We start from the raw sequence: 5016 nt of genomic DNA on the forward strand, positions 1-5016 counted from the left end.
TGGAGTGAGAAGATGCTCATGGGGATGAATTTGCTTGTTGCCTTGTTCTAACCCCAACTACTTAGAAGATATTCTGACAATCTAAGCGAAAAAAATGCCGCCTTATATTAAGGCGGTATTTTTTTGTGGCATTCCTTAGAAAGACGAAGGAGAAAGTAAGGATTCTCTAACAGCGAGTTGCAACCTTGATGAGAGCCCCAATTCGTTCGAGCCTGATTCTTGAGGGTGACGTGGTCTTACTATGATTGAATAAAAAAGGGTTGATGCTTTCGCATCAACCCTTTTTAGTTTTATCGAATCAGGACGTTACTTTTTCTTCTTAGCGACTTTCTTCTTACCTTTCGCGGCCGTTTTCTTTTTGTCGTCTTTTTTCTTCTTCTTAAACACAGGCTTTTTGTGTTTAGGGCGCATCTCTTTGATAAAGCGCTCTTTGATATCTTCTTTTACGTAGCGAGCAACGCGATCTAGCATTGGTTGATCGTGTGCTTCAACAAGAGATACCGCATTACCTTTCTTACCAGCACGAGCCGTACGGCCGATACGGTGTAGGTAAACGTCCGCACTGCGAGGCATATCGTAGTTGATCACATGGCTAACATCAGGAAGGTCGATACCACGCGCTGCAACGTCTGTCGCTAGAAGCACGTTAACCGTGCCATCACGGAAGCGAGCAATAGCATTATTACGACGATCTTGTGGCATTTCACCTTGAATCCAAGCACAAGGAATTTGTGCTTTTTCAAGCTCAGTGCGCAGCTCTGCAAGACGCTCGCGAGTTTTTAAGAATACAATTGAGCGTTCAGCTTGATCTGTGATGATCTTTTTAAGTAGTTCAAGCTTATGATTCATATCGTCAGCACGATGGTACCACTGAGCGATTTTCTTACGCTCACGACGAGATGGCTCAGCATCAATATCTGCCGGATCTTTAAGTAGGTCTGCAGTGAAACCTTCAACGCCTTTGCCCTCAAGTGTTGCTGAGAACAATAGCGTTTGCTTACGCCAGCGACACTCATTAGACAAGCGATCAACGGTAGGGCCAAAGCCCATATCTAGCATACGATCAGCTTCATCAAGGACAAGCCATTCAATCGCACGACAGTCAAAACGTTCCGCGTTGATGTACTCCATCAAACGTCCAGGTGTTGCTACCACGATATCTTGGGTCTTACCTAAGATGTCAGCGTGCTCTTGGTACTGAACACCACCGGTGATAGTAAAGATATTCAGCTTAGTGTGCTTAGCTAGCGCTCGGGCTTGGTCTGCAACTTGCATTGCTAACTCGCGTGTTGGAGTTAAGATCAAGATACGAGCAGGCCCAGGCTTGCGACGAGGGAAATCTTGTAAATACTGCAGTGCAGGTAAAACAAATGCTGCTGTTTTACCTGTACCTGTTGGTGCAGAAGCCAAGATATCTCGGCCATCTAACGCTTGCGGAATGGCTTCAGCCTGAATTTGTGTTGGGCGGTCATAACCCATTTCTTCAATGGCGAGGAGTAGGTTAGGGTCTAACTCCAATTCAGCGAAATTTCTGATCACTATAAGGTCTCCACAAGCGAGTTGGTGTGAGCATTAAATTTAAGGGGTCGTATTATAGAGTGTTCGGTGACAAGGATCACACCTTATTTTTACATCTTAAGATAAAAGGCTTGAGTCAGAGCAACAAAGTCGTCGCTGTAGCTGCCGTTGTGATGGATCGTGAGCTCACTATATTCTGTTTTATCTCCACTTTTTCCTAGCTCAATCAATAGTCTATTAGCTTCTTTGCGCTCAGTTGGTTTGACATAGCACAAGCGTTCAACCGTCCAAGCTTGCTGTCGTGCTATTTCAATAAATGCCTCGCCCTCTACTTTTGGCAGTACGAAGCTGGCTTTGCCGTGTTCATTGAGCAGCGACATACAACGTTTCAAAAGATCATCGTGACGTAAGGAGTCAGTGTGCCTTGCTGTCGCTCGGCTTTTCGCTTGTGCTTGTTCGCCGTTATTAAAATAAGGAGGGTTACAAATAATAGCATCAAACGAATGTTCGAAATCGTGGCAGAGAATATCGCCATCATTCAGTGTTAATCGCTCTGACCAAAGTGAGTGTTCAAAGTTGAATTGAGCCGCTTCTAAAGCATGTTGGTCAATATCAATCGCTTCTATATCCACTATGGAATTTCGCTGCGCGCACATCAAACTGAGTAGCCCAGTACCGGTCCCGATGTCCAGCAACGTCTTGGCTTGTTTAATGTTTGCCCATGCTCCGAGAAGAACACCGTCCGTGCTGACTGGCATGCCTGAGTAACCACCTTCAATTTTGAACTGTTTAAAATCAAAGCTTTTTGTCTTTTTCATAAGATTTTATGTTTGTCGGTACTTGTCGTTATTTTGAGTTAAATGATCTGTTGTTAAATAATTGTTTGGTTGTTTATTCTGTTTGTTTTGGGTTTGTAGCAAATGTTGGTTAGTTAATCGGGCTGGTTATTTTTGTATGACTAGTGATATATGCTGCATTTAAACGTTTTATGTAAATTTATATGGCGTTTTTTGTCTGTGACTTGCCACTCAATCAGGATTTCGTCATTATGCGCGCCTAAATTTTATAGAGTAGACATTGTTTTGTACTACTCAGCATACACAACATCACATAAATAATAACTCAAGGGTCGACTGTGAATCAGACTTTAAAATTAACAGATATTATTGCGGTAGGCTTTATGCTTTTCGCTTTCTTTTTAGGTGCAGGTAACATCATTTTTCCACCTCTAGCGGGTCAGCTAGCGGGTGATAACCTTCTTCCTGCAATGACAGGCTTCCTTCTAACTGCGGTAGGTCTACCTCTTATTACTATCGTTGCTATTGCAGTTGCTGGTGGTTCATGGGAGCACTTAACAAAAGATCTTCCAAAGCGTGCTGCGATGGTAATGGCGGTGCTGATTTTCATCATTATCGGTCCTGCGTTTGCTGCGCCTCGTACTGGTCTAGTGGCTTACGAGATGGCGGTAAAACCGTTCTTCATTGATGCGGCTCAAGCTCACCTAACGATCTTCTCAATTCTTTTCTTTGCTGTTGCTATGTTCTTCGCATGGTCACAAGGCAAACTGATTGATGTGATTGGTAAAGTGTTGACGCCTGTTCTTTTCATCGGCCTGATTATTCTAGCGGCAGCCGTATTTATTGACCCTCAAGGTGAGATGATTGCTGCGCAAGGTGAATACCTAACGCACCCACTGCAAAAAGGTTTCCTTGAAGGTTACAACACCATGGATACCTTTGGTTCGTTGATGTTTGGTGTATTGATCGTTGATGCATTGCGCCAAAAAGGCATTACTGAGCAAAAACCAACAGCGAAATACCTAATCAGTGCGGCATGTATCGCAGCTGCTGGTCTAACGTTTGTTTACGTTTCATTGTTCTACTTGGGCGCAACGAGCTCGGCAGTCGCAGCAGGCGCAGACAACGGCGGTGTTGTACTTAGCCTTTACGTACAATCTCTGTTTGGCCCTTACGGTCAAATCGTTCTATCTGTGATTGTACTGCTAGCGTGTCTAACGACAGCGATTGGCCTTATCTCTGCATGTTCAGATTACTTTAGCTCGCTAACGCCAATGTCTTACAAGACTTGGGTCATCATTAACGGTGTAGCATGTGCGACGGTAGCAAATGTAGGCCTATCTCAACTGATTGCTTTGTCTGTTCCAGTTCTATTTGCACTTTACCCAGTGGCGATTGCTTTGGTTGCACTGACGTTCATTCGTAAGAAGCTGCCAAATCCAAAAGCGGCGTACCGCGTGGTTATTCTAGTATCACTACTGTTTGCTCTTATCGATGCGGCAAAAGTAGCTGGCGTGGATGTGTCTGCACTTAACATGCTACCTCTGTTTGATATTGGTATGGGTTGGCTACTACCGACGGTTGTGGCAATGATCGCGATGCTTTTTGTTGGTAAATCTGAGCAACGAGAGCTAACAGAAGAAACGGCATAATCAATCAGTAAAGCTGAATCAAAGATCCCCTGTCGCGTAAGGCGTGACAGGGGATTTTTTATATCGGTGGATTTTTATTCGGCGATAAAAAATTTCTGTATCTTCGTCACACTTTTGAGTACAATTCTTCGGTTAAATTCTACTCATAAATGTTGAGCAAACATGTTTGAAATCAATCCTATTAAAAACCGCCTAAAGGACGTGTCTGAGCGCACAAATGTCCTGAGGGGGTATCTTTGACTATGACGCTAAACAAGAGCGTCTAGAAGAAGTCAACGCAGAATTAGAACAACCGGATGTATGGAACGAGCCTGAACGTGCACAAGCGCTAGGTAAAGAACGTTCTGCATTAGAAGCGGTTGTAGAAACGATTGATCAACTTGAGCAAGGTGTTGAAGACGTTGATGGTCTTTTAGAGCTTGCCGTTGAAGAAGAAGATCAAGAAACGTTTGACGAAATCGAACCGGAACTGGCAGAGCTAGAAGCGAAGCTAGAGAAACTTGAATTCCGCCGTATGTTCTCAGGCGACCATGATGCATCAGACTGCTACATCGATTTGCAGTCAGGTTCAGGTGGTACTGAGGCGCAAGACTGGACTTCAATGATGCTACGTATGTACCTTCGTTGGGCTGAAGCGAAAGGCTTTAAGACTGAGGTTATCGAAGTATCTGAAGGTGAAGTTGCAGGCCTTAAAGGCGCGACGGTTAAGATTTCTGGCGAATACGCTTACGGTTGGCTACGTACTGAGACTGGTGTTCACCGTCTAGTTCGTAAATCGCCATTTGACTCAAGCGGCCGTCGTCATACTTCGTTTGCTTCTGCGTTTATCTACCCAGAGATTGATGACAACATCGACATCGACATTAACCCTTCTGATCTACGTATTGACGTATACCGTGCGTCAGGTGCGGGTGGTCAGCACGTTAACACCACGGAATCTGCGGTACGTATTACTCACGTTCCAACAAATACTGTGGTTCAATGTCAGAATGATCGTTCTCAGCATAAGAACAAAGACCAAGCGATGAAGCAGCTTCGTGCAAAACTGT

Annotated in this window: 3 protein-coding genes and 1 pseudogene; 2 read left to right on the forward strand and 2 right to left on the reverse strand. The window is 44.3% G+C overall.

Going from position 1 to position 5016, the window contains the following annotated elements; genetic code table 11:
- Positions 1-306 precede the first annotated feature (306 nt).
- A complete protein-coding gene (srmB, locus tag AC4MRV_RS21510; protein ID WP_491189328.1) occupies positions 307-1539 on the reverse strand; it encodes an ATP-dependent RNA helicase SrmB in 1233 nt (410 codons plus the stop codon).
- An 89-nt stretch (positions 1540-1628) separates the two neighbouring features.
- A complete protein-coding gene (locus AC4MRV_RS21515; RefSeq protein ID WP_491189329.1) occupies positions 1629-2336 on the reverse strand; it encodes a tRNA1(Val) (adenine(37)-N6)-methyltransferase in 708 nt (235 codons plus the stop codon).
- A 317-nt stretch (positions 2337-2653) separates the two neighbouring features.
- Here AC4MRV_RS21515 and brnQ point away from each other — a divergent pair, with 317 nt between their 5' ends.
- Together brnQ and prfB are read left to right on the forward strand one after the other, a co-directional pair.
- Positions 2654-3967, forward strand: a complete 1314-nt coding sequence (brnQ, locus tag AC4MRV_RS21520; RefSeq protein WP_491189330.1) for a branched-chain amino acid transport system II carrier protein — start codon at positions 2654-2656, stop codon at positions 3965-3967.
- A 162-nt stretch (positions 3968-4129) separates the two neighbouring features.
- Positions 4130-5016: pseudogene (prfB, locus tag AC4MRV_RS21525) on the forward strand (peptide chain release factor 2); the annotation flags it as partial.

The organism is Vibrio sp., assembly GCF_984391705.1.

What these genes read in the sequence shown, in the direction of transcription:
- AC4MRV_RS21515 (WP_491189329.1), bottom strand. Translation starts at nt 2,336, where the DNA reads ATGAAAAAGACAAAAAGCTTTGATTTTAAACAGTTCAAAATTGAAGGT.